Origin of the sequence: Kribbella sp. NPDC051620, assembly GCF_044453825.1 — a bacterium.
Classification (GTDB): domain Bacteria; phylum Actinomycetota; class Actinomycetes; order Propionibacteriales; family Kribbellaceae; genus Kribbella.
In genome coordinates this window covers 1072648-1099261 of record NZ_JBITDB010000001.1, presented here as the reverse complement: position 1 = coordinate 1099261, position 26614 = coordinate 1072648, and the positions used below count along the sequence as shown (strand labels likewise).

The window sequence follows — 26614 nt, the reverse complement described above, 5'->3', positions numbered from 1 at the left end:
TACGGCATTGACAGCGTTGTCTGGTCGGACGACGATACTTCCGACCGCTGACTGAAACGTTTCCACCCTCGGTCCGCCCGAGCCGCCCTGAAGCAGTCGAGGAGATCATTCGCCGTGATACGTGCTGCCCGAACCCTGCAGGTACTGATGGCCGGAGCCATCCTCGTCGCCGGCGCCCTGGCCGCACCGGCCGCCGATGCCGCCCCGGCACCCAGCGGTCCGACCGCGGTCGCGCGAGCCCGGGTCGCCGCCGAGGAGCTGATGAGCTCGTACGACCCGAACAAGGCATGGTTCCCCTCCAGCTGGTGGAACTCAGCGGTCGCCTTGCAGACCATCGGCGACTACATGGAACGCACCGGCGACCGGCGCTACCTGCCCCAGCTGGACAACACCTTCGAGAAGGACAAGGGCGTGTTCCCGGCCGGGTACCTGTCCGGCGATCCGCTGCTCGGCAACTTCACCAGCCGGGCCATCGACGACTCCGAGTGGTGGGGCCTGACCTGGATCCAGGCGTACGACCTGACCAAGAACCGCAAGTACCTCGACATGGCGGTCACGATCGCGGAGTACGTCGAGGGCTACTGGGACCCGAGCACGTGTGGCGGCGGTGTCTGGTGGAACGGCGAACGCACGTACAAGAACGCCGTCACCAACGGGCTCTGGATCCGCCTCACCGCCGAACTCCACAACCGGCTGCCGCGCGACAAGCATTGGCTCGGCCGCGCGCAGGAGGGCTGGAACTGGTTCACCGCCAGCGGCATGATCAACTCCGCCGGCCTGGTCAACGACGGCCTCAAAGACAATTGCGAGAGCAACGGCGACACGGTCTGGAGCTACAACCAGGGCCTGGCGATCGGCGCAGGGCTCGAGCTCTACCGGGCAACCCGCGACCCGAAGCTGCTGACCACGGTACGAGGGTTGGCCGACGCGGCGATTGCACCGGGCGGGCTGGTGTCGGACGGCGTCCTCACGGAGTACTGCGATGCGCCCGGCCGCACGTGCGACGACAACGGCAAGCAGTTCAAGGGTATCTTCCTGCGCTACTGGATGGACCTGGCCGACACCACGCATGACCGCCGCTACACCGATTTCGTTGCCCAGCAGGCCGCCACCGTCTGGAGCAACGACCGGGACGCGTCCGATCGACTGGGCGAGCGTTGGTCAGGCGCCGAGCCGAACGTCTTCGACTGGCGTACCCAGGCCAGTGCACTCAGCGCGCTGATCGCCGCCGTGCCGTCCACGCCGCCGGTACGGTCGTTGTCAGCGACCACTGACCCGGCCTTGCCAGTAGTGATGCCGTCGACCGGCGCGGCCACCCACGTGAAGCTGACAGTCGACGTCCAGGCCACCGGATACGAGCCGCTCCAAGTCACCGTCCGAGCGGCCGCCCCGTCAGGATGGGCTGTCACTCCCCCGCGCTCGACCGTCCTGCTTCGCCCGCACGGCAACGCCGTACCGGTGCACTCCTCGGTCCAGCTCGACGTGACGATCCCAGCCGGTACGCCGGACGGTCGCTACTCGGTGACCGCGACGGCGACGTCCGGATCGCAACTGTCGTTCAGCACGCGCGCCGACATCCTGATCGCGAACACGGCCGACTTCGACACCGGCACGGCGGCCGAGACGCCGTGGCTGTGGGACGCGGACGGCTCCCAGAGCAACGGGGTGCAGAACCGGTTCGCCGACGGGCACTCGTACTTCGTCTACCGCTTCCCGTTCCCCTCCGACACCACCACGGCGTCCGCGACGCTGACGATCGACAACGAGTTCGTCGTCCAGGTCAGCGGCGACGGGCAGCAGTGGACCACGGTGGCGACCGAGACGCAGCAACTCCACGACGGTCAGAACAAGGCGGCGCGGACCTTCGATCTCACGCCGTACCTCGGACCGGACAAGGCGGCCTATGTCCGGATCGCCGACTCGTTCCCCGACGACGGCTGGGGCGGCCGGGTCTATCACGTGACCGCCACCCACGACTGAAGCAACTGGTAAATACCATCTGGAGTCGCAATCAGCACCCTTTGGTATTTACCAGTGCATTAGACAAATGGCATTCCTGATGAATATCGATGGGTCCGTTCGGAAAGATCGGTGAAACTCTTGCGATTCATTCGTTCGGCATTCATGCTCAACCCATGTCACGTCAGCGAACGACAATTTTCATCGCCGCCGCCGCCTCGATAGCCTCGATGGCGACCGGCGCCACCGCCGCCGTCGGCTCGACCGGTCAGGCCGACAGCAAGCCGAGTCACTGCGGCGTGCTGTTCGACGACTTCGGGTACAAGTCGGCCACCGATCCTGACCTGGCCGCGCACGGCTGGAACGCCCGAAGTGAGGTCGGCGGTCCAGGCGTGCCGGGCGCGGCCTGGCCGGCGAGCAATGTCTCGTTCGTCCAGCAGGGCGGGCAGAACGTCGCTCAGCTCCAGGCGACGACGAACGGCACTCCGGCCGGTACGACCCATGCCGAGCTCCGCCGGACCACCATGAACCTGCGGAACGGGACCTACGCCACCCGCGTCCGGTACGCCGACAAGCCGGCCGCCGGACCGGACGGCGACCACATCAACGAGACCGCGTTCGCGATCGGTCCGACGAAGTTCGACTACGACCCGATCTACAGCGAGCTCGACTTCACCGAATACCTGCCGAACGGCGGCTGGGGCGAGACCGGCCCGATCAACTACCAGACGAGCTGGCACACCTTCCGGGAGGATCCGTGGGACGCGCGAACCGCGGAGAATCACCAGAACAGGTCGCTCGACGGCTGGCACACCTATGTCACGCAGGTCGGCAACGGCCACGCGAAGTACTACATCGACGGCCTGCTCACTGCCGACCACACCGTGGACCAGGACGGCAACACCATCCTGCCGCGGCAGGACATGAGCATGAACTGGAACCTGTGGTTCATCGATCTGGACGCGCATCAGGGCACCGCCACGAGTGAGTACCACGAGCAGATCGACTGGGCCTATTACGCCAAGAACGAGACGGTCTCCCCCACGAAGGCCGAAGCCGCCGTCACGAAGTACCGCGCGCACGACACCGGCTACCAGGACACCTTGATCAACACCGGGAGCTGCGAGAACTACCAGCCTCCGCAGCATTGATTCTCTGAACCAGGGCGTAGCGACGTGGCCGAATGGGCTATGTTCGCGTAAACGTCCGGCAGGAACAGAGGTGGGTGCTCGTGGCAGACAGATTGCGAAAGCGAGATCTGGCCCGCGAGCACCTGCTCGGGCTGGTCGAGTCACGAGCAGCTGGTCAGGCAATCCCGTCCGAGCGGCAGCTCTCCGCTGAACTCGACATCTCCCGCCCGACCCTCCGGGCAGTGGTCGACGACCTGGTCCGCGATGGCCGGCTGGTTCGTGAGCACGGCCGCGGCATGTTCGTCGGCAACCACAGAATCGCTCAGCAGATCACCGGCGCCCACGGAGCGACGTACCCGAGAGCGTCGGAGGCCTGGACCAGCAGGGTGCTCAGCCACGGGCCGATCCAGGCCGGCAACCTGATCGGTAACCGGCTCGGGATCCCGCCGCACACCGCCGTACTGCGAATCGCCCGGCAACGCCTCGTCAACGGCGAGCCGATCTGTCTGGAGACGATCCATGTCCTGCAGGAGATCGTCCCCGATTTCGACGTCCGGTCGATCGAGCAGGACTCGTTCTACGCGCTGCTCCGGGAACGGTACGGCGTGATCCCGACCGACGCCGAACAGACTCACTCGGCAGCGGCGTCCGACGCCACCGAGTCCGCCCTGCTCGGCCTCGCGCTGGACGCTCCGATCCTGGTCCTGGAACGAACCACCCGCGACCAGAACGGCCGCAGGTTCGAGTTCACCCGCGCCGCCTACCGCGGCGATCGCTACCAGGTCAGCACCCAGCTGACCCTCTCCAAGCCCACCGACCCGAACACCGAACGGTCACTCGGCGGCGTTGGGTAGCAGCGCCGCGATCATGGTGTCGCCGACGAACCGCGCGAAGCGCTCCGCCGGCCAGCCGCGCTGCAGTACCAGCAGGTCGTAAAGCTCGGCCGAGCTGCAGGTCCAGAACACGTCAGTGGCGTCGTCGACCGTCACACCATCGCGCAGCTGGCCGCGGTCGGCGAGGAACGTCGCGTGGTGCCGCATCCGGTCGAGGCGCTCGGCGTCGATGTCGCGGACCAGCGCGGCCATCTCCGGGTCGGTCGCCGCGGCTGTACGCATCAGCAACCGGATCGGCGTGACCACCGACCCGACTTCACTGGTCAGCACTCCCCAGTTGCGCATGATCGTCGCCGGGTGGGGCTCGTGCTCGCGCATCTCGTCCGAGCGCTCGTACGCCGGTACGGGGCTCCGCCCGGCCAGACCGCGGTCGTAAAGCGCCCTGACCAGGCCCGACTTCGAGCCGAACGCCTTGTACACGGTCTCCACTGAGACTCCCGCGTCGGCCGCGACGGCGGCGACCGTGGTGGCTCCGTAGCCGGTCGCCGTGAACCGGCGCTCGGCGGCGTTGAGGATCCCCTCACGGTTACGGTGCGCCCGCGCGCGGCGACCGCTGGTGTCGTACGGGCGTGAGCTCTTGACGTTCGCCACGGGCGGTCCCATCCTCAAATTAATTACAGGTCACTGTATCTAATTGTTGGTGGGGGCGTCATGACACGACAAGAGGGCTCGGCGGCCGTGCTCGACCGCCTGATCGGAGCCGTGAACGCCCACGATCTCGACGCACTGGTGTCGTGCTTCGCCGACGACTATCTGAACGAGACCCCGGCCCACCCGCTGCGCGGATTCCGCGGACGCACGCAGGTACGGGCCAACTGGGCGCAGATCTTTGCCGGTGCCCCCGATCTGCACGCGAAGGTGCCGCGCAGTGTCGTCGACGGTGACCGGCTGTGGACCGAGTGGGACATCTCGGGCACCCGGCCGGACGGCACCGCGCTGGCGATGCGGGGCGTGGTGATCTTCGGGGTGGAGCCTCCGCTGATCACCTCGGCGCGGTTCTATCTGGAGCCGGTCGAGGAAACCAGCGGCGACGTCGACGCGCACACGCAGCGGGTCATGCACACCGAGGTGCCGTGATGATCCTGGTGGCCGGCGGCACCGGCACGCTCGGCACCGAGGTCGTACGTCTGCTGACCACGCGCGGTGAGCAGGTCCGCGTACTGACCCGGGACCCGGCCCGTGCCGCGCACCTCTCCGCCGGTGTCGGGACGGTCGTCGGGGACCTCCGCAATCCGGACACTGCGGCCATCGCCGTGGACGGCTGCAGGACAGTGGTCTCGGCGGTGCAAGGCTTCGCTGGGCCGGGCAAGGTCAGCCCGGAGTCGGTCGACCGGGACGCGAACCGCAACCTGATCCGCGCCGCGGTCGCGGCCGGCGTCGAGCATGTCGTGCTGATGTCCGTGCACGGCTGCGCGGCCGACCACCCGATGTCGCTGTTCCGGGCCAAGTACGCCGCCGAACAGGAACTCCTGGCCAGCGGCCTGGAATGGACCATCATCCGTCCGACCGCCTACCTGGAGACGTGGAGCGGCATCGTCGGCGCCGGCCTGGAGCGCGGCAAGGTCCAGGTATTCGGCCCGGGCCGCAACCCGATCAACTTCGTCTCGGCGCACGATGTCGCGGCACTTGTCCACCTCGCGGTGAGCGACGCATCGCTTCGCAAGCAGACCTACGAAGTCGCCGGCCCGGAGAACCTGACGTTCAGCCAGCTCGCCGACCGTCTCGTCGCCGCAAGCGGCCGACCGGCCAGGATCCAGCACATTCCCCTGCCGATGCTACGAGCGATGGCACTGCTGGCCCGCCCGATCTCCCCCGCCTTCGCCCGGCAGGCCCAGGCAGCGGTCGTGATGAACTCGATCGACCTGACCGCCACCCCCGACCCCCAACTGCCGATCGTCCCCACCACCACCCTCACCGACATCCTTGCCTAGGCAACCTGCTGGTGGGGCGGCCGGCTAGTTGCCGGTCTTGGAGTCGGCGTCGGCGACGAGGCGTTCGGCGACCTTGTTGAGTTTCACGTTGCCGTGCTGGGACAGCCTGGTCAGGAAGGCGAACGCGCGCTGGTCGGACAGCGAGTAGCGCTCCATCACGATGCCGATCGCCTGGCCGATCGTCCGGCGGGTGCGCAGCGCTTCCTGCAGGTTCTGGATCTCCTGGGCGTACGCGATGGCCATCGCCGACTGGTGCCTGAACAGCAGGCCGATCGAGCCGAGGTCCTCGAAGGCGCCGATCCTGGTCGAGTACAGATTGAGCGCGCCCTGCGACTTCGGCGCGTCGAAGAGCCGGATGCCCGCCTGCGCCCGGATGCCGACGGCCGTCGCGGTCACGGCGTAGCGCGGGAAACGCGGGTCATTGGCGAGATCGGGTGCCAGCACGTGAGCCGCTTCGACAGCCGCGTCGTAGCACGGCCCCTCCTGCAGGTCGTACTGCGCCGCGTCCACTCCCCACAGCACGTCGTCGGTGGGCGCGGCCGTCTCCAGCCTGCCATCGCTGTGCTTCACGGTGATACTGGCGTACTCGACCTCCGGCAGCACCTCGACCGCCGCTGCCGTGATCCGGCTCAGCGTATGGTCCAGGTCTCCCGGTGTCAGCGACTTGGCCAATCGCCGGGCAGTCTCGTCGAGCTCGTTCTCGCCCATGGCCATCGAGTACCCCATCCGATCCGGCGCATTCCCCCGGCAGACCACCGGAGGGCGGTCACGCGCGCTGGTTGGCGCAACGCGCGCGACCTGGCAACCGGTCTCCCCGCGGGATTCATGGCTACTTGTAGCGTCGGTTCCCAGCCCGGCCGGTTTCACACATCGAGGCCGGTACGTTCAGCCGGCCATCGCGTAGATGGAGAACGAGGACGCGGCCTCCGTGCCCAGGTAGGGATGTGGGTCGAGCAACCGGATACAGGTGCCGGTACGGTCGGCGAACACGGCGTACCGGCCGAGTGAGCTGGTGACGGGCGCGATCAGCCAGTCCAGGCCGGGGTGGCCGTCGAAGAAGGCGTCCACGTCGCCGACCTCGTACACGCCCCCGCTGCCCAGGGCCGCCTCGGCCGGATCGCGGACGAGCACGATCGTGGTCTCTCCATCACGCGGGGCCAGCAGGGCGGTGTCGTCATCGGGCCAGCCGAGCGGCTCCAGGCCGAGGGCGCGATAGTAGTCGACACTGGCTTCCAGGTGTTCGACCGGACGGATCTCGAACAACAGCTTCATCGCTACCCTTTCTGCTACGTCTGATCTGTGGACGCTCGTTCGGCGGTGCGGAGCCGGCTGCCCTGGCGGACCTCGTCGGTCTGGTCGGTGAGGTGCGAGATGCGGTCGGCCAGCGCCGGATGATCGCGGCTGAGGTCGGCCTTCGCCGCGGCCAACGGCTCGAGCAGCGCAAGGGAATCGTCGTCGCCCAGCGCCACGCTGACCCGATCGACGCTTGCCTGTACCGCCGGGTCCGGATCGTCCAGCGAACTGATCTGCCCGGCCAGCCGGCGCAGATCCGCGGCGTTCTGCCTGGCCCAGGTCGCCACCGCCCGGTCGCTGGCCCGCTGATCGCGCACCGCCTGGAGCCGCTGCTCTCCGTTCATCGAGGGGTCAGCCGCGTTCGGACGCAGCCGGAGATAGCGCCGCTCGGCCGCCTGCCTGCTGGCCACTCCGAGCGCGGACGCGAGCTGGGCCCAACTCACCCCACGACGCCGGGCCGCGTCGATCAGTTGGGGCTCGTACTTCGTGAGCTGCTCGCGCAGGTCCCGGATCCGGGCCAGTGCCTCGAGGAAGTCAGCAGGCTCCCGGTTGTCCGGCCCGGTCACGACCTCCCGCACGAAGTCCAGGGCGCCCGGGTCGTCCGGCTCGCTCATGGTCTGCTGCTCGGTCATGCTCGTGGTCCTCGCGTCGAAGTGGCCGCAGGCAAGCGGCTGGTCAGGCGGCCGATGTCAGGCGCCGGTGTCAGGCGTCGATCTGCTGCTGACCGTCGGTCTTCGCGCCGATGCTGATCTTGCGTGGTTTCGCCTGCGCCGCGACCGGGATCCGCAAGGTCAGCACACCGTTGTCGTACGCCGCCTCGATCCCTTCGGTGTCGAGGGTGTCGCCCAGGAACAGCTGCCGGGAGAACACCCCCAGCGGCCGCTCGGACACCTGCATCTCGACGCCCTCGGCCAGCGCCGCCGGCCGGCGCTCGGCCTTCACCGTCAGCACGTTCCGCTCGACATCGAGGTCGATCGCGTCCGCCGAGACGCCGGGCAGGTCGAAGACCACCACGTACTCGTCACCGGAGCGGTAGGCATCCATCGGCATCGGGCTCGGCTTGGACCAGGTCCCCGGGGCGGTGCCGCCGGTCACCAGCTGGGCCAGCCGGTCGAACTCGCGGAACGGGTCGGTGCGCATCAACATCGTTCCACCTCCTGACTAGTCGTTCGTCGGTGTCAACACGCACGACTTTTATAGCGCGTCATCGAACCGTTGACAAGTCTCTCGTCATCAATTCGTTGACAGCGGAGGTCAGGTCGGTTCGTCGCTGACCAGCCGGGCCACCGAAGGCTCGAGTTCCTCCCGAACCTCCTGGCTCTCCAGCTCGTCCGAGCCCGTCCGGCTGATCGCCCGGGCGATCGTCCGGCCGTTCTCGTACTGCTCGATCACCCGCGGATCGACGTACGAGCTCCTGGCCACCGACGGAGTGTTGCCCAGGTGGTGGGAGACCTCCGTCAGCATCTCCTTGACCGCCTTCTTCGCGGCCTTCTTCGTCTTCGCCGGCTCGGCTTCGGCCAGGTCCACCGCGGCGTGCACGGTCGCCGTCCAGGTCCGCAGGTCCTTGACCGTGTACTGATCGCCGACGATCTCCTGGAACCGCTCGTTGATCAGTCCGGCGTTGATCTCGTGCCAGCCGTCCTTGTCGCGGTAGACCAGCAGGCGCGGGTTGTCGTGCCTGCTGCGCTTGAGCGCGCTCACCGCCGCCGCCAGCTTGTCGTCGTCCAGCTCGAAGGATCGCTGGATGCCACCCTTGGCGACGTAGTCGAACACCAGCAGGCCCTTGCGGACCCGGACATCCTTGCGGAGCAACGTCGCGGCGCCCCGGCTGCCCGACTCGGCGGCGTACCGATCGTTGCCGGTGCGGAAGACACCGTGGTCGAGCATCCTCAGCGCGGTGGCCAGCACCCGCTCCCGGGTCAGGCCCTTCGCACACAGATCCCGGTCGACCGCGGCGCGGAACTCCGGGAGCCGGTTGGCCAGCGTCTTGACCCGCTCGTGCTTGTCGGCGTCCTTCGTACTGCGCCACTCCACGTGGTACAGGTACTGCCGGCGACCGGCCTCGTCCGTGCCCACTGCCTGGATGTGCCCGTTCGGATGCGGGCTGATCCAGACGTCCTTCCACGCGGGCGGGATGACGAGCGCACGGATCCGGTCGAGCACCTCGGGATCCGAGATGCGGTTGCCGTCGGCATCGAGATAGCTGAACCCCTTGCCGCGGCCCCGGCGGCTGAGCCCGGGGCCGTGCGGGTCACTTCGCCTGAGACGCACTGTCAGCAGTCCCTTCGTCGATCGCACCAATCGTTGTGTCCAGGGAGTCGATCAGGTCACCGGGCGTGTCGTAGATGGCTTTGGCGCCGGCCTCCAGCAGCTCGTCGTCGCCGAACCCGCCGGAGCGGACGACGATCGCGGGCATCCCGGCCCTGGCGGCCGCCTTGACGTCCCAGACCGAGTCACCGATGACCACACTGGCGGCGTCCGACGGCACGCCCAGTTTCCGCAGCGCCACCTGGAGCAGGTCCGGCGCCGGTTTGGACTTCTCGACGTCGGCGCTGGTGGTCCAGCCGTCGACGATGCCGCGGGCATCGAGTTTGTCCAGAAAGACGTCGACATGACGTTCCTGGGCAGAGCTGGCCAGGACCAACTGGTGACCGCGTTCCTTGATGGCCACCAGCAGTTCGCGGGCCCCCGGCAACAGCGCCATCTCCTCGAGCAGCGCGTCGACCTCCTTGCCCTGTGCCTCCCGGGCCTGGTCGCCGACCCTGCGCTCCAGCTCCTCGCCTCCGACGGCCTTGACCACCTGATCGCCACCCATGCCGATCAACCGGTGCAGCCGCCACACCGGGTAGGTCTCCCCCACCGAGCGCAGCGCCCGGTACCAGGCGAGTGCGTGGTGGTAGTTCGAATCGATCAGGGTGCCGTCGATGTCGAGAACCGCGATAACAGACTCAGTCATAGGGCTGCGGTTCCCCGAAATGGGTACAGCGAAGCATGCGTATCGTCATCACGGGAGCGACCGGAAACGTCGGTACTGCGCTGGTCCGCCGGCTCCGCCGCGAGGATCACTCGGTGGTCGGACTATCCCGCCGGCCACCGGGCGCAGAGGGCATCACCTGGCACGCCGTCGATCTGACGAGCGCGGACGCGGAAACCCTGCTCCGGCGGGCCTTCGACGGCGCGGACGCGGTCGTCCATGCGGCCTGGGCATTCCAGCCCTCGCATCATCCCGGCTATCTTGAGCAGGTCGGCGTCGGCGGCACGCGCCGGGTCGCCGATGCGGTCGCCGCCGTCGGAGTACCGCACCTCGTGCATCTGTCGTCGATCGGCGTCTATGCCCGCAAGACCGACGACCTGCCGGTCGACGAGTCGTGGCCGAACACAGGAATTCCCACCTCGCCCTACAGTCGGCACAAGGCCGCGGCCGAGCGGATCCTCGACAGGCTGGAGAACCGGTCCGGAATCACGGTGACTCGCCTGCGGCCGGGAATCATCGGACAGGAGTCCGCGGGCAGTGCGCTCCTTCGCTACGCGCTGCCGGCGCTCGTACCGGCCAAGGTCCTTGATCTCGTACCGATCGTCCTGCTGGACCGTGCTTTGGCCGTCCCGGTCGTCCACGCGGATGACGTGGCGGACGCGATCGTCCGCGTGTTGCAGCGTGGTGCCGGTGGCCCGTACAACCTCGCTGCGCCTGGACCCATCACCGTCGACGACATCGCGGCGGCATTGGGAGCCCGCTCGTTGCAGGTACCGGCACCCGTCGTGCGGGCCGTGGCCGCAGGCGCGTGGCACAGCCATCTGCAACCACTCGATCCCGGCTGGCTCGACCTGGCCTACTCGGTGCCGTTGCTCGACACGACGCGCGCCGAGCATGACCTCGGCTGGCGGGCTCAGCACGACGGTAAGGCGGTACTCCGCGAAGTACTCGCCGGCCTCCGCACCGCCGCGGCAGGCCGCACCCCGGTACTACGGCCGCGCACGGTCGCTCGCCAACTGGCGGACCTGCTCCACCGTGGCCCGGTCAGCCAACGCCGCCGAACCTGACGGGCGCCCTGGTTGCGGTGCCCTGGTTTAAGGGCGGGAACCGGCACCCCGACATTGGAGGCAAGAATGATCTTTCAACGACCTGGCGAAGAAAGTCACAAGACCGTCAGCGACACCGAAGTCAATGAGGCCCTCGAGACCGGCGACCCCGACCAGGACCTGCAGGACGTCGACAAGATCGAGCACGACAACGGACGCCGCTCCCCCGGCCCAGTAGACGAACCCGACCGGCGCCCACCCCGGGACGAGGACGTCACCCCCGGCACCCAAGGCACGCCAATCGAACCACCCGACTGAGCCATCACCGAGGCAACGAGAACGCGGGACGTGTTACAGACAACGGCTCGGCAACGCCCGCGGGCGTGAAGGGCACGCTCGCGGGCGTGGGGGTTCGGCGAGGTCAGCGGGAGATGTCCTCGACTGTTTCGCCGGTGGCCTCTCCGGGCAGCGCGCGGGCGATGTCGGCCTGGGCGAGCATGCCGACCAGGTCGTGGCCGTCGATCACCGGCAACCGGCGGACCTGGTGCTTCGACATCGTCGCCAGCGCTTCCTCGATACTGTCGTCGGCGCCGATCGTGACCGGCTTGCCCTGTCCCAGCGAACCGGCCAGCGCGGTCGAGGGGTCACCACCCTCGGCCAGGCAGCGGACCACGATGTCGCGATCGGTCAGCACGCCCTTGAGCCGGTTGTCCTCACCACAGATGGGCAGCGCGCCGACGTCGAGATCACGCATCTTGCGGGCCGCGTCCACCAGCGTCTCGTTCTCCCCGACGCATTCCGCGCCGGGCGTCATCAGGTCCCGTGCAGTCGTCATCACACAGCTCCTATCGTGTTCCCGTAGCGATCAGATGCCTTCGCGGTTCCCCGCCGGATCGCCCCGAAACAAGAACCTGGGACACAAGCCCGCCCTTCGGACATACATGAATCCGAAAGCCGCCGGGTACCGGAAGGCGCTCTGACGAGCCACGGTCGACCTGGGTTGCGCAATCAGCCCATCAGCGCTGCTGTGCCGTGTCGACCTGGCATCGCGAAGGACACCAACGATGGATCCAGCAGTAGTCCAGCAAGCCGTCGGCGTGCTGATGGACTGGTACGACATCTCGCCGGATGCGGCGGCCCGGCAGTTGCAGGCATGGGCCGACAAGTGCGGCGCCACGATCGGGGAAGTCGCCGAAGGCCTCGTCCGCGGGATCTGCCTCGGCCGGCCGACAAGCTGCCCGGAGCAGATCCTCCGCCGGCTGGAAGACCTGCTCCGTCAGCTACCGACCCCGGCAATGGTGCCGGACTGAACAGTCAGGGGCGGCTGAGCGCGGCCAGGAGATGGTCGACGTGCTGAGGGGTGAGGTGGGTCGCCGGAACGCCGTGTACGGCTGAGACCAGGCGTCGGGCGAGGTCGCGGACCGCGAGGCCGCCGTTGCGGGAGTGCCAGGTCAGCAGCGCGAACGCCGCGTCCGGGTTGAGTCCGTAGACGATCATCAGGATTCCCTTGGCCTGATCGATGTCCGCGCGCGAGGCCAGCGCCCGCCGCAGGTGGCGGACTTCCTCGATCAACAGGTCCGGGGAGGGCGGAGCCGTAGCCGGCAGGCTCAAGAGCTCGGCCACTGCCATCGGCCGGGTGGGAAACGCCCTGACTGTGAGCGGACGCCGGGTGGTCAGCTCTTCGAGGACGTCCGGCTCCAGGCCGGCGACGGCCGTCGGCATGCTGTCCGGCACCACCTCGGTCAGAACCTGCGCCATGGTGGCCAGACCCTGCTCGTTCGCGGCGGCCAGCACCGTCGCATCGACCAGCATCCGGTCGGGCCACCAGCCGACCGCGTCGCGGACGACACGGCGCAGCTGTCTTTCCAGCCGTCCGTCGAGGTTGCCACGCAAGGTGGCGGTCAGCAGACCGGGGACGAAGTCGAACTCGACCCGCAGCGCCGGACCACTGTCGGCAAGCCAGCGGAACCGGCCGGGTACGGAGTCGGGGCGCGTACGCACGAAGGATGAATCCATAGCACTGAAACCCTTGGTGACGGGACGGGCCAGGCTGCCTTCCGAACCTGGTTCAACCGTAGATCGCGTTCAGGCCGCCAGCAAGGCGGATCGCAGCCGCAGCATGATCTCCTGCAGCAATCGCGAGACCTGCATCTGGCTCACGCCGATCTCGGTGCCGATCTCGGCCTGGGTGCGATGGTCGACGAAACGGCGCCGAAGGATGAGCTGGTCGCGCGGCGCCAGTCCCTGCACGACCGGCCGCAGCGATTCCACGTGCTCGACCAGCCGATAGGTGTCGCCGCGTTCGGGGATCAACGCGCTCAGCGTCAACGACGAGGACCCACCGACGGTGGCGTCCAGCGAGGCAGGACGGAAACATCCCTGCGCCCGCTGCGCGTCCACCACTTCCCTTACCGGTACGTCGAGGTGCGCGGCCACCTCCGCGTCGTCCGGCCAGCGGTGCAGGGTCGCCGCCAGCTCGTTCTCGGCAGCGCTGATCGCTGCCTGCAGATCCTGGATCCGGCGCGGTGGCCGCACCATCCACGCCTGGTCCCGGAAGTACCGCAGGATCTCGCCCCGGATCGTGGGCAGTCCGTACGACCGGAAGTCGGTGTCCGGGCCCGGCCGGTATCCCCGGGCCGCCTTCACCAGGCCGACCATCGCGATCTGGTTGAGATCCTCCTCATCGACACCGCGGTGCCGGTACCGCCGGGCAAGGGTGTTGGCGATCGGCACCCCCGCCACCGTTGCCTGCTCCACGAGTTCGGTACGCCTGCTGCCCGACTCGACGGCCGCCAGCCTCAGCAGCCGCTCCACCTCGGCCGCGTGCTGTCCTCTGTGATGCTGCTGCGTCGTCGTACGGGATGGTTCACCAATAGCCACCGAGGGCTCCGCTCAGCCACTGCCGGCTAGCTGACGCGGGGCTGGGTCAAGGCCGACGTTCCTCCCGTACCCAGCTCTATCCGGAGAAACGCTTCGCTGCCCAAAACCTCTGCAGAGCGGGACCTCGGGAAGAAGAAGCGCTACTGCACGTGTACGAGCACTTTGGAGGGGTACTGCCGCGTCCTCGTTCCTGAGGAGGTGAACCTGGATGCGGGTTCTCGGAGTCAACGCGATCTTCCACGATCCCTCGGCCGCGCTGGTGGTCGACGGCCGGATAGTTGCCGCGGCGGAGGAGGAGCGGTTCAGCCGGCGCAAGCACGGCAAGCGGCCGGTCCCCTGGTCGGCCTGGGAGTTGCCTGAGCAGGCGATCCGCTGGTGCCTGGCCGAAGCGGGTCTGCAACCGTCCGAACTCGATGCCGTCGGCTACTCGTTCGACCCGTCGCTGTGCGTCGATTTGTCGGGCCTCGGTGTAACCGATCCCGGCGACCAGGTCCGGGTCGATTACGCCTGGCGGGCGCCCCGATTCCTCGCGGCCGCGTTGCCCGGACTAGATCCGGAGAAGGTGGTTTTCGTACCGCACCACGTCGCCCACGCGGCGTCCGCGGGGCTGGCCGCGCCGTACGAGCGGAACGCCTGTCTGGTCCTCGACGGACGAGGCGAACGGGCCTCGCACCTGGCCGGCCTGTACGACGGCAACGAGTTGAAGGTGCTCGCCGCGCAGGAGCTGCCGCACTCGCTCGGCCTGTTGTACGAGGACCTCACCGAGCATCTCGGCTTCCTCCGGTCGAGTGACGAGTACAAGGTGATGGCGCTCGCGTCGTACGGAAAACCGCGGCATCTGGCCGACTTCCGTGAACTCGTCCGTACCACCGGTGACGGCGGCTTCGTCACCGAGAGTGTCGACTGGGCGGCCTTCGCGGCGGCCGGCCGAAGTGGCGAAGAGTTGTCCGGCGCCCAGGCGGACCTGGCCTGCAGTGTGCAGCGCCGGCTGGAGGAGGTACTGCTCGAACTCGCTCGCTGGTTGCACGAGCAGACGGGGGCGAAGGCACTCACGATGGCGGGCGGTACGGCGCTGAACTGTGTCGCCAATTCGGTGATCGCTCAGCACGGACCGTACGAGCACCTGTGGGTCCAGCCCGCGGCGGGTGACGCCGGTACGTCGCTCGGCGCAGCCCTGCAGTTAAGCGCAGTGACCGAGCGTCCGCAGCCGATGACCACGGCCGCGCTCGGCCGGGAATGGAGCGACGAGGAACTCACGGCCAGGCTCCGGCAGGCGGCGCTGCCGTTCGAGACGCCACCCGATCTGGCCGCGGTGGTCGGCCAGGCGCTGGCGGACAACGAGATCGTCGCCTGGTACCAGGGCAGGTCGGAGTACGGACCGCGGGCGCTCGGCCACCGGTCCTTGCTGGCCCACCCCGGACATCGGCAGAACCTCGAACGGCTCAACGACATCAAGGGCCGCGAACAGTTCCGCCCGGTGGCGCCGCTGGTCCTGGTGGAGAAGGCCGCCGAGATCTTCGCCGGCCCATTGCCCAGTCCGTACATGCTCTTCGTCCACGACGTCGCACCGGCCTGGCAGGAGCGGATTCCGGCCGTCGTACACGTCGATGGCACCGCCCGGATCCAGACCGTGGACCGCGCCGACGAGCCCTTGCTGGCCTCGCTGCTGGACGAGTTCGAAGCGCGGACCGGACTGCCGGTACTGGTCAACACCAGTCTCAACACCGCCGGCCGGCCGATGGTGGACAGCCCTTCCGACGCGCTCGAACTGTTCGGCTCGACCCCGGCCGGTCTCCTGGTGCTCGGTCCGCACGTCATCAGACGACAGGCGGCCTTCCGGTGACCAGTTGGTCGGTGGTCGTTCCCACTGTCGGCAGGCCATCCCTGCACGAGCTGCTGGCCGATCTCGCCAAGCAGCCCCGGCAACCTGACGAGGTACTCGTAGTCGACGACCGCGCACGGCCACGCGAGCCATTGGCCGTTGCCACGACCGTACTGCGGGGCCACGGTCGTGGGCCGGCCGCGGCCCGGAACCTGGGCTGGCGGCGCTCCGACTCCGAGTGGGTCTCGTTCCTGGACGACGACGTCCGGCTGCCCGAAAGCTGGTCGGAGGACCTGCTCGCCGACCTCACGACGGCCGATGCCCTGACCGCGGGCGTACAGGGGCGCATCGTCGTACCCCGGCCCGGTGACCGGCGGCCGACCGACTGGGAGCGCAGTACCGCAGGCCTCGAAGAAGCCGACTGGGCGACCGCCGACATGGCGTACCGCCGGTCGGCGCTGGCCGAGGTGGAAGGCTTCGACGAGCGGTTCCCGCGGGCCTACCGCGAAGACGCCGACCTCGCTCTGCGGGTCCGCCAGCACGGCGGAAAGCTTGCCAAGGGCAACCGTTACGTGATCCACCCGGTCCGGCCGGAAGACTTCTGGGTCAGTGTCCGGGTCCAGCGCGGCAATGCCGATGACGCCCTGCTACGGGCGATGTACGGCCGGGACTGGCGCCGGCTAACCGAGTGCCCCGCCGGCCGATTCAGATGGCACCTCGCGACCGTGCTGACGACAGTCCTGCTGGCGACCAGGCTGCGGCCTTGGGCGGCACTCGGTTGGGCGGCGCTCACGTCCGACCTCATCCGACGCAGAGTTCTTCCCGGACCGCGAACCGCCGGTGAGATAACCAAGATGGCGGTGACGTCGGCAGTACTCCCCTATGCCGCGGTCTGGCACCGAGCACGCGGCACACTGCGCCACCGCGGCAGCAAGCCGTGGCCCGGCCCGGTCAAGGCCGTACTGTTCGATCGGGACGGCACGCTCGTGCACGACGTTCCCTACAACGGTGATCCTGAGCAGGTCCGGCCGGTCGACGACGCGGCCGCCGCCGTCGAGCGATTGCGGACGGCGGGCGTGCGGCTCGGGGTGATCACCAATCAGTCGGGGATCGGCCATGGCCGGATCACCGCCGATCAGGTGGCCGATGTCAATCGACGGATCGACCAACTGCTCGGCCCGTTCCAGACCTGGCAGGTCTGTCCGCACCGATCCACCGATGGTTGCGCCTGCCGCAAACCCGCGGCGGGCATGGTCCTGGCAGCCGCGGCCGAACTCGGCGTCGCGCCGCACGAGATCGTTGTCATCGGCGACATCGGCTCGGATGTGGCCGCCGCGACGGCGGCCGGCGCCCGCTCCGTACTGGTGCCGACGGTGAACACCAGGCCCGAGGAGATCCTGACCACCCGCGCGACTGCTCCGAACCTCACCGCGGCTGTCGACCTCATACTCCGCCAAAGCCGGCGATCCTGATGCGAACCGTACTGATTACCCGGCTGGACAACGACGGCGACGTCTTGCTGGCCGGACCGGCGATCCGGGCCGTCGCGGCCACCGACCGCGTCGTACTGCTCGTCGCCCCGTCCGGCGAACAGGCCGCGCGCCTCCTTCCCGGCGTCCACGACCTACTCGTCTGGCCGTGCCCCTGGACCGGGTTCAATCCACCACCGGTCGAACGGAAGAGCGTCGACACGCTCATCGACGTACTGTCGCTCGCACATCTGGCCGCGGCGATCATCCTGACCTCGTACCACCAGAGTCCGTTGCCGATGGCCCTCTTGTTGCGGATGGCCGGTATCCCCGAGATCGCCGCTGACAGCGTGGACTATCCGGGCTCGTTGCTCGACCTGCGGCATCATGCCGAGCCGGGACACGAGGTCGATCGTGCCTTGTCGCTCGTGCGCGCCGCCGGCTACGAACTGCCCTTCGGAGACGACGGCAGGCTGCTGATCAAGACGAGACTGCCGGTCGCCAAGGCGGACGCCGAGCCGTACGTCGTCGTCCATCCGGGCGCGTCGGTGCCGGCCAGGTCCATGGGCCCGGGGCCATTGGCCCGAGTGGTGGAGGCCCTTTGCCGCGACGGTCATCGCGTGCTGGTGACCGGTAGTACGCAGGAGAAGTCCCTGACTGCAGCCGTCGCGGGCCGCAACGCGACAGATCTTGGCGGCCGGACCGACTACGCGCGACTGGCCGAGGTACTGCGCGGCGCCTCGTGCGTGGTGGTCGGAAACACCGGCCCTGCCCATCTCGCCGCGGCCGTCGGTACGCCGGTCGTCTCCTTGTTCGCGCCGGTGGTCCCAGCCCGCAACTGGGGGCCGTGGCGGGTTCCGTCGGTACTGCTCGGTGATCAGCAGGCGGACTGCCGCGACACCAGAGCCCGTGAGTGCCCGATCTCCGGACACCCCTGCCTGAACGGCATCGACCCGGAGGAAGTGGTCGTTGCCGTGCGCAAGCTGATCGAGGAGGTCGCAGCGTGAGGATTCTCTGCTGGCACGTCCACGCCGCCTGGATGACGTCGTTCGTCCAGGGGGCGCACGAGTACTACGTTCCGGTGCTGCCGGATCGCGGGGCGGACGGCAAGGGCCGGGCGCAGACCTACGAGTGGCCGGACACCGTGACGGAGCTCGGTCCGGAGCAACTTCGCGACGCCGAGTTCGACGCGGTCGTCCTGCAACGTCCACACGAGCTGGAGCTTTTCGCCCGCTGGACCGGACGGGCGCCGGGGCGGCGCGGAGTACCGGCCGTCTATGTCGAGCACAACACTCCCCGCGGCGACGTCGACGACTGGCAGCACTGGCTGGCGGCGCGGACGGACATCCCGATCGTGCACGTCACGGAGTACAACCGGATGATCTGGGACAACGGGATCGCACCGACCGTCGTGATCGAGCACGGGGTGCCCGACTACGGCTACCACTACCAGGGGTATCTCGACTCGTTGGTTGCCGCGATCAACGAACCGGTACGCCGCCGGCGGGTGGCCGGCCTCGACCTGCTCGAACGGATCGCGACCCAGGTGCCGGTGAGCGTCTACGGCATGGGCACCGACCAGCTGCTCTCCCGGATCACCGACGGGCTGGACGAAGTGGGCGACTTCTCCCAGGACTACCTGCACGAACGGATGGTCGAGCACTTCGGCTATCTGCACCCGTACCGCTGGACCAGCAACGGCCTCGCCCTGATCGAGGCGATGACGCTGGGTCTGCCCGTCCTCGCGATCGGTGCGACGGCGGCGTACGAGACCGTGCCCGCCGCCGCCGGCCTGGTCAGCGCCAGCCCCGACCGGCTGGCCGACATGGCAGCGCGCTGGCGGATGGAACCCGAGGAACCCCGCGAACGCGGCCGGGCAGCTCGCGAGCACGCGCTGCGGCACTTCGGTCTGCCGAGGTTCCTCACCGAGTGGGACGCACTACTGAAGGAGGTCTGCGCATGAGGATCGCGATGGTCTCCGAGCACGCCAGTCCGCTGGCGGTGCTCGGCGGAGCCGATGCCGGTGGCCAGAACGTCCATGTGGCGGCCTTGTCGCTGGCGCTCGCCGACCGCGGGCACCAGGTCGAGGTCTACACCCGGCGGGAAGATCCCGCCATCGCGGAGCGGGTCGAGCTGGGACCGGACGTCGACGTCATCCACGTTCCGGCCGGGCCGCCCGAGCCGATCCCCAAGGACGAGCTTCTCCCCCACATGCCGGCCTTCGGCCAGTGGCTCGGAAGTCGCTGGGCGGCCAGTCCCCCGCAGGTTGTCCACGCCCACTTCTGGATGTCCGGCCTGGCGTGCCGGCCGGCCCGGCAACTGGCCGATTTCCCTTACGCCCAGACGTTCCATGCCTTGGGCGTGATCAAGCGCCGGCACCAGGGCCGCAACGACACCTCGCCACCGGAGCGGCTGCGGATCGAGACCGGGCTGGCGCTGGCCGCCGACGCGGTGATCGCCACGGCGACCGATGAGGTGACCGAACTGCTCGCCCTCGGGGCCCGGGCCGAAACCCTGCACGTCGTGCCCTGTGGCGTCGATCAGTTCCCCGGCACCACAGCGGACGACCGCTGGTGGACCGACGGCCACCAGCGGATCCTGTCACTCGGCCGGCTGGTCGAGCGTAAGGGTGTCGACACCGTGATCGCGGCTCTGGCCGAGCTGCCGACTGCCGAGCTGGTGATCGCGGGCGGGCCGGTCACCGGATTCGACGACGATCACGAGGTACGCCGGTTGCGCGCCGAAGCGGATCGGCTCGGACTCACGGACCGGGTCAGACTGGTCGGGCCGGTGTCCCGCGCCGAGTTGCCCGGACTACTGCGCTCGGCCGACGTGGTCGCCTGCACACCCTGGTACGAGCCGTTCGGCATCGTTCCACTCGAAGCGATGGCCTGCGGGCGACCCGTCGTGGGCTCAGCTGTCGGGGGTCTGCTCGACACCGTGGTGGACGGCGTGACCGGCCTACTCGTACCGCCTCGCGACCCCGCCGCGCTCTCGACTGCACTGGCAACGCTGCTCGCGGATCCGGCTCTGCGGCAGCGGCTGGGCCAAGCGGGCAGCGCCCGGGTCGCCGCGAAGTACACGTGGCCGAAAGTCGCGGCCGCGACCGAACAGATCTATCGACGAATAGCTGCGCCGGTGGCAGCGGGAAAGGTGTCCTGATGGCTGACTTCGGAACGCTCGGCCAGCATCTCGGCCATCTCCAGGACGCGTTGCTCAGCCTCGATCACCAGCAGGAGGTGCTGGACGGCTGGGGGCGTCAGCTCGCCGTCGCGCTGGCCGGCGGCGCCAAGTTGCTTGCCGCAGGCAACGGAGGCAGTGCCGCCGAGGCACAGCACCTGACCGCGGAGCTGGTCGGCCGGTTCGAGGCCGACCGCGAGCCACTGTCGGCGTTGTCCCTGCACGCCGAGACCTCCAGCCTGACTGCGATCTGCAACGACTTCGGCCCGGACGGCATTTTCGCCCGCCAGGTCGCCGCCCATGGCAGGGCCGGCGACATCCTGATCCTGCTGTCGACCAGCGGACGCAGCCCGAACCTGCTCAGCGCCGCGACCACCGCCCGGGTCAAAGGACTGCAGGTCTGGGCGATGACCGGACCTCGTCCCAACCCGCTCGCCGATCTGGCCGACGAAGCGCTGCCGGTGGAGTCGGCAGCGTCGACCGCCGTCCAGGAGGCCCACCTGGTCGCGATCCACGCCTTGTGTGCGTCGGTGGAGTGGTACCTGCCGATGGCCCAGCGTGCGCAGCAGATGCACGAGGAGGTGCTGCGATGACGGGCCGGATCCTGGTAGTCGGCGACGTGCTGCTCGACCGTGACATCTCCGGTGACGTGCACCGGGTGACGCCCGATGCGCCCGTGCCTGTCGTCGACATCGAGACGGTGTACGAGCGAGCCGGCGGCGCGGGACTGGCTGCCACTCTGCTGGCCCGCGATGGCCTCGAGGTCAGCCTGGCGACGGCGACCGCCGACGATGAGCAGGCCGAACACCTCGGCGAGCTGCTGGCTGGGCGCGTCCAGCTCCAGCCACTGCTCAAAGCCTCGGCCACCCGGACCAAGACGAGAGTACGCAGCAGCGGCCAATCGCTGTTGCGGATGGACGTGGACGGAACGGTGGACCAGGCCGAGCCACCCGACCCGGCAGCACTGGCAGAATTCGCGGCCGCCCTGGCCCAGGCCGATGCCGTGCTGGTGTCGGACTATGCCGGCGGCGTCATCAGTCATCCCGCGGTCAACAGCCTGCTTCGCCGCTGGGCCGGCCGGCGACCGATGGTCTGGGATCCCCACCCGCGCGGCTGTGAGCCGGCGCCCGGAGTCACGGTGGTCACCCCGAACCGCTCGGAAGCGTTCCACTTCCGCGGCCGGGGATCGGATCGGCTCGACGAGGTGGCCGCCGCGTTGCGGGAGCAGTGGCAGACCTGGTCCGTGGCCGTGACCGATGGCAGCAAGGGAGTTCACTACGCCACGACGGACGCGCCGCCGAGATTCGTGCCCGCGCCGTTCGAGTATCGCGGCGACAGTTGCGGCGCCGGCGACCGGTTCGCCGGAACTGTTGCCGCTGGCATCGGTACCGGTAGCACCACGCCGGCGGCGATCGAGGCGGCGGTACAGGACACGGCCGAGTGGCTGGCCGGCGGCGGGGTGCAGGAAACCAGCCTGGCCGCACAGGAACCACCGGAGCTGGATCCGGAGGCCGTCATCCGGCGGGTCCGGGCAGCCGGCGGGACGGTCGTGGCGACGGGCGGCTGCTTCGACGTACTGCATGCAGGGCACATCGCCGCCCTGCAGGCAGCGCGGCAGCTCGGCGACGCGCTGATCGTGCTCGTCAACTCCGACGAGAGCGTCCGCCGGCTGAAAGGCGACCGGCGTCCGGTGAACCGGCAAGCCGACCGTTGCCAGGTACTGCGCTCGCTGCGTTGTGTCGACGCCGTCATGGTCTTCGCCGACGACGACCCGCGCAAGACGCTCGATCGGCTCCGGCCGGACATCTGGGTCAAGGGCGGCGACTACACGGCCGACATGCTGCCCGAGACGGCCGTCGTCAACGCTTGGGGCGGACGGGTCGTCCTGGTGCCGTACCTGCGCGGTCGCTCAACCACAGCAATCCTCGAGGAATGGAGCAGGTCATGAGTGTTGAACGAGTAGCGGTCACCGGCGGAGCCAGCGGACTGGGCGCCGCGGTGGTCGCGGCGGTCCGGAAAGCCGGCGGTACCGCGATCGCCCTCGATCGGCAGCAACCCACTGACAGCGAGGCCGGCTGGGTCGAGGTCGACCTGTCCGACCCCGCGGCGGCCGAAACCGCTCTGGCGTCGGCCGAGAACGCGATCGGTCCGCTGACCGGAGTCGTCACCGCCGCGGGCATCGACGCGTGCGGCCGGATCGAAGACGTCGAGCTGGCCGACTGGGTGCGGGTGATCAGCGTCAACCTCGTCGGTACGGCGGCCATCGCGCGCGCCGCCGTACCGCGGCTGGAGCGCAGCCATGGCCGGCTCGTCACCGTCGCCTCGACCCTCGGGCTGCGGGCGCTCAGTGACGCGACGGCGTACTGCGCGTCGAAGTTCGGCGTCGTCGGGTTCAGCCGGGCGCTCGCCGTCGAGACGGCCGGGCGGTTGGGCGTGACGATGCTGATCCCCGGCGGCATGCAGACGGCGTTCTTCGACGGCCGGCCGGAGCAGTACAAGCCCGGTCCGGATGCGGTGCTCAACGATCCCGCCAACGTCGCCGACGCGGTCGTCTACGCGCTGTCCCAGCCACGTGGAGTGGAGATCCGCGAGCTCGTCGTCTGTCCTTCCGTCGAGCCGTCCTGGCCCTGATGAGCGCTCCCTTCCTGGTACTTCGGGCGCTCGGTCTGGGCGACGCGCTCACCGGCGTACCGGCGTTGCGCGGACTGCGCAGGCTTGATGGTGATCGTCCGCTGCTGATCGCCGGACCGCGGCCGGTCTCGGACTGGCTCTGCCGGCTGGGTGTCGTGGACGAGGTCGTACCGACCGAGGATTTGTACGGTCCGCCGCCCGGGTCGAGACTCGGGCGGCACACGGCGGTCAACCTCCATGGCTGCGGACCGCAAAGCCATCGGCTGCTTCAGGCGGGTGGCCCAGCTGACCTGATCGCCTTCGACTGCGCGGCCGCCGGTTATCGGAGTGCCTGTCGCTGGGAACGCGACGAACACGAGGTCGATCGGTGGTGCCGGCTCGTCGCCCACGCGGGCGGGCCGTGCTCCGCCGACGACCTCCGCCTGGAGATCCCCGGGGTTGCCGACGGCACCATCGTCGTGCACCCCGGGGCCGCCAGCGTGGCGCGCCAGTGGCCATTGGGCCGCTGGGCTCAGGTGATCAACGAGATGACGGCCGAGGGGCCCGTCGTACTGACCGGGTCGGAGGCCGAACTGTGCGGGCAACTGGCCGCCCGGACCGGTGCGGAGGATCTCAGTGGGCGGCTCTCGCTCGACGACCTGGCGGCCCGGCTGGCCTCCGCGTCCCTGCTGCTGAGCGGCGACACCGGCGTCGCCCATCTGGCCACCGCGCTCGGGATCAGGTCCGTGACCCTGTTCGGCCCGACTCCGCCCGCGTGGTGGGGACCGGCCATCGATCCCGACCTCCACACCGTGCTCTACCGGGGAAGCCGGTTGGGTGATCCGCATGCGGACCGGCCGGACGAGGCGCTGCTGCGGATCACCGTTCCCGAGGTCGTCACCGCAGCGCGACAGCAGCTGAGGTCCGGAACCAGTCGACCGTCGACTGGAGACCGTCCCGCCATTCGATCCGCGGCTTCCAGCTGAGAACCTGCTCGGCCAGCGCGGTGTCCGGCCGCCGGACGGCCGGGTCGTCGACCGGGCGGTCGACAAACTCGATCCCCGCCGTCGATCCGGTCATCGCCAGTACGTCCTGAGCGATCCGCAGTACCGACCGCTCGTCCGGATTGCCGATGTTCATCGGGCCCGGGTGACCGCTGAAGGCCAGCCGGAGGATGCCGTCGACGGTGTCGTCGACATGGCAGACCGAGCGGGTCTGGCTGCCGTCACCGGCCACGGTCAGGGGTTCCCCGGCGAGTGCTTGCCGGATGAACGTCGGGATCGCCCGGCCGTCGTTCGGCCGCATCCTGGGGCCGTACGTGTTGAAGATCCGCACGATCGCGGTGTCCAGGCCCTCGCTGGTCCGGTACGCCGTGGTCAGCGCTTCGGCATAACGCTTCGCCTCGTCGTACACGCCGCGTGGGCCGATCGGGTTCACGTGTCCCCAGTAGGACTCCGGCTGGGGGTGGACCTGCGGGTCGCCGTACACCTCCGAGGTGCTGGCCAGCAGGAACCGTGCGTGCTTCTCCTTGGCCAGGCCCAGCGCGTGCCAGGTGCCGATGGCACCGACCTTGAGCGTCTGGATCGGCAGTCGCAGGTAGTCGATCGGCGATGCCGGGCTGGCGAAGTGCAGAACGAGCTCGACCTCGCCCGGGATGTGGACGAACTCCGTGAGATCAGCGCGGACCAGGCTGAACCGCGGCTCGTCGAGCAGGTGCGCGACGTTGTCCGGCGTACCGGTGAGGAAGTTGTCCAGGCAACTGACCCGATGACCTTCGGCCAGCAGGCGCTCACACAGATGACTCCCGACGAAGCCCGCTCCGCCGGTGACCACGACATGACTCTCGACCATGGCCCGCGGTACCCCCCGCGCAACCTCCGAAACGGAACTCGCGAGATCCGTCCGCCCGGCCTGCCGTACGTCTGGCCGACCTCGGACGGGCCACCTTGCCGGCCGGAATTGCGGGCGGTAGGCAACCAGCCCCAGGATTGACGCGGGGTACGGAGACGGCATGGGACGTAACCATTCCGATGATGCTCGCAGTCTCGCAGAACAAGTTGGAGCCCTGGCCCAGGCCGGTGGCGCCAAGATCGCGGTGGCGGAGTCGCTCACCAGCGGAGCGATCGCCGGCCGGCTCGGCGCGGCGCCGGAAGCCGGCTCCTGGTTCGCCGGCGGCGTGATCGCGTACTCCCCAGAGGTCAAGTTCAAGGTCCTCGACGTCGAGCCCGGTCCCGTCGTGACAGCTCGCTGCGCCGCCCAGATGGCCGGTGGGGTCGCCCGGCTACTGGTCGCCGACTTCGCCGTCTCGGCGACCGGAGTAGGCGGTCCGGAGCCCGACGAGGGACATCCGGCCGGCACCGTCTACCTCGCGGTCACCGGCGGCGCGTCCGGGAACGTCGAGGAGCACCACTTCGACGGCGACCCGTCCGAGGTGATCGAGCTGACGACGATCGCCGCCCTCCAGCTGCTGCTGACCGCCCTGAAGGCCGGTTAGCAGTCCCGGTATCACTGCGACAACGATGCGCGGACGGATGAATCGATGCTCCGGCCGTGGGAACCGCGGGCCGGACCGATGCCGCCCGGCATCGTCGCCGGTGACCCGGTCACCGGCCGGCAGTGAAAGGACGACGTCACCATGGTTGACGCTGCATCGCGAGGTACGACCACGACCACCCTTCAGAAGGCGGCCCTGACAGTGGCGGTGGCTTTTCTGGCCGTCGGAGTACTGGGGTTCATCCCGGGGATCACCACCGACTACGACACGATGATGTTCGGGGGCCACCACTCCGAGGCCAAGCTCCTCGGCCTGTTCCAGGTCTCGATCCTGCACAACATCGTCCATCTGCTCTTCGGCGTCGCCGGCCTGGTCCTGGCCCGGTCCGCGTCCGGAGCGCGGAACTTCCTGATCGGCGGCGGGATCGTGTACCTCGTCCTGTGGATCTACGGACTGGTGATCGACCGGACCAGCTCGGCCAACTTCGTACCGATGAACACCGCCGACAACTGGCTGCACCTCTTCCTGGGCGCAGCGATGATCCTGCTCGGTGTCCTCCTCAGCCGGCGCCCGGCCGCTCCGGCCACCCGCGCTCGCTGACCGAGCCGCCGGAGCCGTCGTCAGTGCCGGGTAGTGGCGCGGCGGCGGTTCCGGCGGATCAGGTAGACGACGATCGAGCCGCCGACCAGCACGGCGATGGTCAGCGGTGCGACGACTGCCAGCCACACCTGTGACCAGTCCGCGGGGTCACCGTCGTTGTCGCCCGGCGGGTTGACACCTGGCTGCGGCGTCGACCCCAGCGTCGGGCTCGGACTGTCTGCCACCAGAGTGATGGTCGTGGCGACGCCCGGCTGTGGGGCGGCCAGGTCCTGCACGACGATCCCACCCACGGCCAGGGCCAGCACGGCGAGGACCAACCTGATGACGGACATG

General features: G+C 69.0%; 31 protein-coding genes. 19 read left to right on the top strand and 12 right to left on the bottom strand.

Annotation, left to right across the window (positions count from 1 at the left end):
- The first annotated feature begins 114 nt into the window (after positions 1-114).
- The 3 genes from ACIA12_RS04815 to ACIA12_RS04805 all read left to right on the top strand — a co-directional run bounded on the left by ACIA12_RS04815 (position 115) and on the right by ACIA12_RS04805 (position 3943).
- Positions 115-1980, top strand: a complete 1866-nt coding sequence (locus tag ACIA12_RS04815; RefSeq protein ID WP_396365466.1) for a glycoside hydrolase family 76 protein — start codon at positions 115-117, stop codon at positions 1978-1980.
- A 155-nt stretch (positions 1981-2135) separates the two neighbouring features.
- Positions 2136-3110 (top strand): glycoside hydrolase family 16 protein, encoded by a 975-nt coding sequence (locus tag ACIA12_RS04810; RefSeq protein WP_396365465.1) that lies wholly within the window; start codon positions 2136-2138, stop codon positions 3108-3110.
- Between the two features lie 80 nt (positions 3111-3190).
- On the top strand, positions 3191-3943 hold the full coding sequence (locus ACIA12_RS04805) for a GntR family transcriptional regulator (RefSeq protein WP_396365464.1): 753 nt from the start codon (positions 3191-3193) through the stop codon (positions 3941-3943).
- Here the strand turns inward: ACIA12_RS04805 and ACIA12_RS04800 are convergent.
- Positions 3923-4573, bottom strand: a complete 651-nt coding sequence (locus ACIA12_RS04800; protein WP_396365463.1) for a TetR/AcrR family transcriptional regulator — start codon at positions 4571-4573, stop codon at positions 3923-3925. The genes ACIA12_RS04805 and ACIA12_RS04800 overlap by 21 nt on opposite strands.
- Positions 4574-4633: 60 nt before the next feature.
- On the opposite strand from ACIA12_RS04800, the gene ACIA12_RS04795 reads away from it, so the two are divergent.
- Positions 4634-5059, top strand: a complete 426-nt coding sequence (locus ACIA12_RS04795) for a nuclear transport factor 2 family protein (protein ID WP_396365462.1) — start codon at positions 4634-4636, stop codon at positions 5057-5059.
- A complete protein-coding gene (locus ACIA12_RS04790) occupies positions 5059-5913 on the top strand; it encodes an SDR family oxidoreductase (protein ID WP_396365461.1) in 855 nt (284 codons plus the stop codon). The genes ACIA12_RS04795 and ACIA12_RS04790 overlap by 1 nt, the downstream gene beginning before the upstream one ends.
- Before the next feature lie 24 nt (positions 5914-5937).
- Here ACIA12_RS04790 and ACIA12_RS04785 read toward each other — a convergent pair whose 3' ends face one another.
- From ACIA12_RS04785 to ACIA12_RS04760, 6 genes are all read right to left on the bottom strand, one after another.
- The gene (locus ACIA12_RS04785) at positions 5938-6621 is read right to left on the bottom strand and encodes a GAF and ANTAR domain-containing protein (protein WP_396365460.1); all 684 of its coding nucleotides are present in this window, start codon (positions 6619-6621) and stop codon (positions 5938-5940) included.
- 177 nt (positions 6622-6798) lie between these two features.
- Positions 6799-7185: a hypothetical protein gene (locus ACIA12_RS04780; protein ID WP_396365459.1), complete on the bottom strand. Its 387-nt coding sequence runs from the start codon at positions 7183-7185 to the stop codon at positions 6799-6801.
- Positions 7186-7199: 14 nt separating this feature from the next.
- Entirely contained in the window at positions 7200-7838 is a 639-nt protein-coding gene (locus ACIA12_RS04775; protein WP_396365458.1) for a hypothetical protein, read from the bottom strand.
- Positions 7839-7908: 70 nt separating this feature from the next.
- Positions 7909-8352 (bottom strand): Hsp20/alpha crystallin family protein, encoded by a 444-nt coding sequence (locus tag ACIA12_RS04770; protein ID WP_396365457.1) that lies wholly within the window; start codon positions 8350-8352, stop codon positions 7909-7911.
- A gap of 108 nt (positions 8353-8460) precedes the next feature.
- A complete protein-coding gene (locus tag ACIA12_RS04765) occupies positions 8461-9477 on the bottom strand; it encodes a DNA topoisomerase IB (protein ID WP_396365456.1) in 1017 nt (338 codons plus the stop codon).
- Positions 9458-10162 carry an HAD family hydrolase gene (locus ACIA12_RS04760; protein WP_396365455.1) on the bottom strand — a complete coding sequence of 235 codons (705 nt, stop codon included), beginning with the start codon at positions 10160-10162 and terminating at the stop codon, positions 9458-9460. Before ACIA12_RS04760 ends, ACIA12_RS04765 begins: the two co-directional genes overlap by 20 nt.
- A gap of 35 nt (positions 10163-10197) precedes the next feature.
- On the opposite strand from ACIA12_RS04760, the gene ACIA12_RS04755 reads away from it, so the two are divergent.
- Together ACIA12_RS04755 and ACIA12_RS04750 are read left to right on the top strand one after the other, a co-directional pair.
- On the top strand, positions 10198-11247 hold the full coding sequence (locus ACIA12_RS04755; RefSeq protein WP_396365454.1) for an NAD-dependent epimerase/dehydratase family protein: 1050 nt from the start codon (positions 10198-10200) through the stop codon (positions 11245-11247).
- Positions 11248-11313: 66 nt separating this feature from the next.
- A complete protein-coding gene (locus ACIA12_RS04750; protein WP_396365453.1) occupies positions 11314-11544 on the top strand; it encodes a hypothetical protein in 231 nt (76 codons plus the stop codon).
- Positions 11545-11647: 103 nt separating this feature from the next.
- Here ACIA12_RS04750 and ACIA12_RS04745 read toward each other — a convergent pair whose 3' ends face one another.
- Entirely contained in the window at positions 11648-12061 is a 414-nt protein-coding gene (locus ACIA12_RS04745; RefSeq protein WP_396365452.1) for a CBS domain-containing protein, read from the bottom strand.
- 229 nt (positions 12062-12290) lie between these two features.
- On the opposite strand from ACIA12_RS04745, the gene ACIA12_RS04740 reads away from it, so the two are divergent.
- Complete coding sequence (locus ACIA12_RS04740) at positions 12291-12536, top strand: ANTAR domain-containing protein (protein ID WP_396365451.1); 246 nt, start codon at positions 12291-12293, stop codon at positions 12534-12536.
- Between the two features lie 4 nt (positions 12537-12540).
- On the opposite strand, the gene ACIA12_RS04735 is transcribed toward ACIA12_RS04740, so the two are convergent.
- Positions 12541-13227, bottom strand: a complete 687-nt coding sequence (locus ACIA12_RS04735; protein WP_396365450.1) for an ANTAR domain-containing protein — start codon at positions 13225-13227, stop codon at positions 12541-12543.
- Positions 13228-13311: 84 nt separating this feature from the next.
- Positions 13312-14106 (bottom strand): sigma-70 family RNA polymerase sigma factor, encoded by a 795-nt coding sequence (locus ACIA12_RS04730; RefSeq protein WP_396365449.1) that lies wholly within the window; start codon positions 14104-14106, stop codon positions 13312-13314.
- A gap of 208 nt (positions 14107-14314) precedes the next feature.
- Here ACIA12_RS04730 and ACIA12_RS04725 point away from each other — a divergent pair, with 208 nt between their 5' ends.
- The 9 genes from ACIA12_RS04725 to ACIA12_RS04685 are packed head-to-tail and all read left to right on the top strand — an operon-like array spanning position 14315 to position 24173.
- The gene (locus ACIA12_RS04725; RefSeq protein WP_396365448.1) at positions 14315-15949 is read left to right on the top strand and encodes a carbamoyltransferase; all 1635 of its coding nucleotides are present in this window, start codon (positions 14315-14317) and stop codon (positions 15947-15949) included.
- Positions 15946-17400: an HAD-IIIA family hydrolase gene (locus tag ACIA12_RS04720; protein WP_396365447.1), complete on the top strand. Its 1455-nt coding sequence runs from the start codon at positions 15946-15948 to the stop codon at positions 17398-17400. Before ACIA12_RS04725 ends, ACIA12_RS04720 begins: the two co-directional genes overlap by 4 nt.
- Positions 17400-18404 (top strand): glycosyltransferase family 9 protein, encoded by a 1005-nt coding sequence (locus tag ACIA12_RS04715; RefSeq protein ID WP_396365446.1) that lies wholly within the window; start codon positions 17400-17402, stop codon positions 18402-18404. Before ACIA12_RS04720 ends, ACIA12_RS04715 begins: the two co-directional genes overlap by 1 nt.
- A complete protein-coding gene (locus ACIA12_RS04710) occupies positions 18401-19360 on the top strand; it encodes a glycosyltransferase (protein WP_396365445.1) in 960 nt (319 codons plus the stop codon). The genes ACIA12_RS04715 and ACIA12_RS04710 overlap by 4 nt, the downstream gene beginning before the upstream one ends.
- Positions 19357-20559: a glycosyltransferase gene (locus tag ACIA12_RS04705; RefSeq protein ID WP_396365444.1), complete on the top strand. Its 1203-nt coding sequence runs from the start codon at positions 19357-19359 to the stop codon at positions 20557-20559. The genes ACIA12_RS04710 and ACIA12_RS04705 overlap by 4 nt, the downstream gene beginning before the upstream one ends.
- Positions 20559-21170, top strand: coding sequence for an SIS domain-containing protein (locus ACIA12_RS04700; RefSeq protein WP_396365443.1), 612 nt, complete (start codon positions 20559-20561; stop codon positions 21168-21170). The genes ACIA12_RS04705 and ACIA12_RS04700 overlap by 1 nt, the downstream gene beginning before the upstream one ends.
- Positions 21167-22525, top strand: a complete 1359-nt coding sequence (gene rfaE2 / locus ACIA12_RS04695) for a D-glycero-beta-D-manno-heptose 1-phosphate adenylyltransferase (protein ID WP_396365442.1) — start codon at positions 21167-21169, stop codon at positions 22523-22525. Before ACIA12_RS04700 ends, rfaE2 begins: the two co-directional genes overlap by 4 nt.
- The gene (locus ACIA12_RS04690) at positions 22522-23208 is read left to right on the top strand and encodes an SDR family oxidoreductase (RefSeq protein ID WP_396365441.1); all 687 of its coding nucleotides are present in this window, start codon (positions 22522-22524) and stop codon (positions 23206-23208) included. The genes rfaE2 and ACIA12_RS04690 overlap by 4 nt, the downstream gene beginning before the upstream one ends.
- Positions 23208-24173: a glycosyltransferase family 9 protein gene (locus ACIA12_RS04685; RefSeq protein WP_396365440.1), complete on the top strand. Its 966-nt coding sequence runs from the start codon at positions 23208-23210 to the stop codon at positions 24171-24173. The genes ACIA12_RS04690 and ACIA12_RS04685 overlap by 1 nt, the downstream gene beginning before the upstream one ends.
- On the opposite strand, the gene ACIA12_RS04680 is transcribed toward ACIA12_RS04685, so the two are convergent.
- Positions 24085-25038, bottom strand: coding sequence for a UDP-glucuronic acid decarboxylase family protein (locus ACIA12_RS04680; protein WP_396365439.1), 954 nt, complete (start codon positions 25036-25038; stop codon positions 24085-24087). The genes ACIA12_RS04685 and ACIA12_RS04680 overlap by 89 nt on opposite strands.
- A gap of 160 nt (positions 25039-25198) precedes the next feature.
- Here ACIA12_RS04680 and ACIA12_RS04675 point away from each other — a divergent pair, with 160 nt between their 5' ends.
- Both ACIA12_RS04675 and ACIA12_RS04670 read left to right on the top strand, forming a co-directional pair.
- Positions 25199-25681 carry a CinA family protein gene (locus ACIA12_RS04675; protein ID WP_396365438.1) on the top strand — a complete coding sequence of 161 codons (483 nt, stop codon included), beginning with the start codon at positions 25199-25201 and terminating at the stop codon, positions 25679-25681.
- A gap of 141 nt (positions 25682-25822) precedes the next feature.
- The gene (locus ACIA12_RS04670) at positions 25823-26281 is read left to right on the top strand and encodes a DUF4383 domain-containing protein (RefSeq protein ID WP_396365437.1); all 459 of its coding nucleotides are present in this window, start codon (positions 25823-25825) and stop codon (positions 26279-26281) included.
- Positions 26282-26301: 20 nt separating this feature from the next.
- On the opposite strand, the gene ACIA12_RS04665 is transcribed toward ACIA12_RS04670, so the two are convergent.
- Complete coding sequence (locus ACIA12_RS04665) at positions 26302-26613, bottom strand: hypothetical protein (RefSeq protein WP_396365436.1); 312 nt, start codon at positions 26611-26613, stop codon at positions 26302-26304.
- Position 26614: the final 1 nt, after the last annotated feature.

Excerpts from the sequence above, each read along its gene's own strand:
- ACIA12_RS04810 (WP_396365465.1), top strand. The coding sequence starts at position 2,136 with ATGTCACGTCAGCGAACGACAATTTTCATCGCCGCCGCCGCCTCGATA.
- ACIA12_RS04795 (WP_396365462.1), top strand. The coding sequence starts at position 4,634 with ATGACACGACAAGAGGGCTCGGCGGCCGTGCTCGACCGCCTGATCGGA.
- ACIA12_RS04790 (WP_396365461.1), top strand. The coding sequence starts at position 5,059 with ATGATCCTGGTGGCCGGCGGCACCGGCACGCTCGGCACCGAGGTCGTA.
- ACIA12_RS04785 (WP_396365460.1), bottom strand. The coding sequence starts at position 6,621 with ATGGGCGAGAACGAGCTCGACGAGACTGCCCGGCGATTGGCCAAGTCG.
- ACIA12_RS04780 (WP_396365459.1), bottom strand. The coding sequence starts at position 7,185 with ATGAAGCTGTTGTTCGAGATCCGTCCGGTCGAACACCTGGAAGCCAGT.
- ACIA12_RS04775 (WP_396365458.1), bottom strand. The coding sequence starts at position 7,838 with ATGACCGAGCAGCAGACCATGAGCGAGCCGGACGACCCGGGCGCCCTG.
- ACIA12_RS04770 (WP_396365457.1), bottom strand. The coding sequence starts at position 8,352 with ATGTTGATGCGCACCGACCCGTTCCGCGAGTTCGACCGGCTGGCCCAG.
- ACIA12_RS04760 (WP_396365455.1), bottom strand. The coding sequence starts at position 10,162 with ATGACTGAGTCTGTTATCGCGGTTCTCGACATCGACGGCACCCTGATC.
- ACIA12_RS04755 (WP_396365454.1), top strand. The coding sequence starts at position 10,198 with ATGCGTATCGTCATCACGGGAGCGACCGGAAACGTCGGTACTGCGCTG.
- ACIA12_RS04750 (WP_396365453.1), top strand. The coding sequence starts at position 11,314 with ATGATCTTTCAACGACCTGGCGAAGAAAGTCACAAGACCGTCAGCGAC.
- ACIA12_RS04745 (WP_396365452.1), bottom strand. The coding sequence starts at position 12,061 with ATGACGACTGCACGGGACCTGATGACGCCCGGCGCGGAATGCGTCGGG.
- ACIA12_RS04740 (WP_396365451.1), top strand. The coding sequence starts at position 12,291 with ATGGATCCAGCAGTAGTCCAGCAAGCCGTCGGCGTGCTGATGGACTGG.
- ACIA12_RS04725 (WP_396365448.1), top strand. The coding sequence starts at position 14,315 with ATGCGGGTTCTCGGAGTCAACGCGATCTTCCACGATCCCTCGGCCGCG.
- ACIA12_RS04715 (WP_396365446.1), top strand. The coding sequence starts at position 17,400 with ATGCGAACCGTACTGATTACCCGGCTGGACAACGACGGCGACGTCTTG.
- ACIA12_RS04705 (WP_396365444.1), top strand. The coding sequence starts at position 19,357 with ATGAGGATCGCGATGGTCTCCGAGCACGCCAGTCCGCTGGCGGTGCTC.
- ACIA12_RS04700 (WP_396365443.1), top strand. The coding sequence starts at position 20,559 with ATGGCTGACTTCGGAACGCTCGGCCAGCATCTCGGCCATCTCCAGGAC.
- rfaE2 (WP_396365442.1), top strand. The coding sequence starts at position 21,167 with ATGACGGGCCGGATCCTGGTAGTCGGCGACGTGCTGCTCGACCGTGAC.
- ACIA12_RS04690 (WP_396365441.1), top strand. The coding sequence starts at position 22,522 with ATGAGTGTTGAACGAGTAGCGGTCACCGGCGGAGCCAGCGGACTGGGC.
- ACIA12_RS04685 (WP_396365440.1), top strand. The coding sequence starts at position 23,208 with ATGAGCGCTCCCTTCCTGGTACTTCGGGCGCTCGGTCTGGGCGACGCG.
- ACIA12_RS04680 (WP_396365439.1), bottom strand. The coding sequence starts at position 25,038 with ATGGTCGAGAGTCATGTCGTGGTCACCGGCGGAGCGGGCTTCGTCGGG.
- ACIA12_RS04675 (WP_396365438.1), top strand. The coding sequence starts at position 25,199 with ATGGGACGTAACCATTCCGATGATGCTCGCAGTCTCGCAGAACAAGTT.
- ACIA12_RS04670 (WP_396365437.1), top strand. The coding sequence starts at position 25,823 with ATGGTTGACGCTGCATCGCGAGGTACGACCACGACCACCCTTCAGAAG.
- ACIA12_RS04665 (WP_396365436.1), bottom strand. The coding sequence starts at position 26,613 with ATGTCCGTCATCAGGTTGGTCCTCGCCGTGCTGGCCCTGGCCGTGGGT.